Consider the following 430-nt stretch of genomic DNA (forward strand, 5'->3'; position numbering starts at 1 on the left):
CTTCACGCCAAGCTCACAATCACAGCAGCCCTGACATATAATGACGGTGAGACTTCTATAAAGGGTGTCGTTTATGCCAGCAATTACCGGACCTATAGCTATCAATTCCATATCGGGCGGAGTCGTAAACTTTGGTGATTCCGTTTACCTTTCTCCAAAAAGCTCTTCTAAATCTGCGCTCGGTTCGGGAGCAGGCAATACCGGAGATTTCCTGTTATTAAACAACGTTGTCAATGCGACAAACTATATAGACCCCGATGTCAGCGATCAAAATGTGGTCGGAAACGCCTAAAAAGCAGCCGCTCTTTCAGAAGAGGGCTGCTTTTGGTTCAGCGTTATTTTCGTTCATTTGCTTTTTTTGTTTTTACAAGCTTTTCCGGCGGCTGTTTTCTGATCCATTTCACAAACCGCGCGAGTTTCGGGTCACGCC

At 45.8% G+C, this 430-nt stretch carries 1 protein-coding gene; it reads left to right on the plus strand.

Annotated elements, in window-relative coordinates:
- Positions 1 to 73 precede the first annotated feature (73 nt).
- A complete protein-coding gene (locus ACTD9P_RS30060; RefSeq protein WP_438870489.1) occupies positions 74 to 292 on the plus strand; it encodes a spore germination protein in 219 nt (72 codons plus the stop codon).
- Positions 293 to 430: the final 138 nt, after the last annotated feature.

Origin of the sequence: Pseudomonas onubensis (assembly GCF_965653655.1) — a bacterium.
Taxonomy (GTDB): Bacteria; Pseudomonadota; Gammaproteobacteria; order Pseudomonadales; family Pseudomonadaceae; genus Aquipseudomonas.

Excerpts from the sequence above, each read along its gene's own strand:
- ACTD9P_RS30060 (WP_438870489.1), top strand. The coding sequence starts at position 74 with ATGCCAGCAATTACCGGACCTATAGCTATCAATTCCATATCGGGCGGA.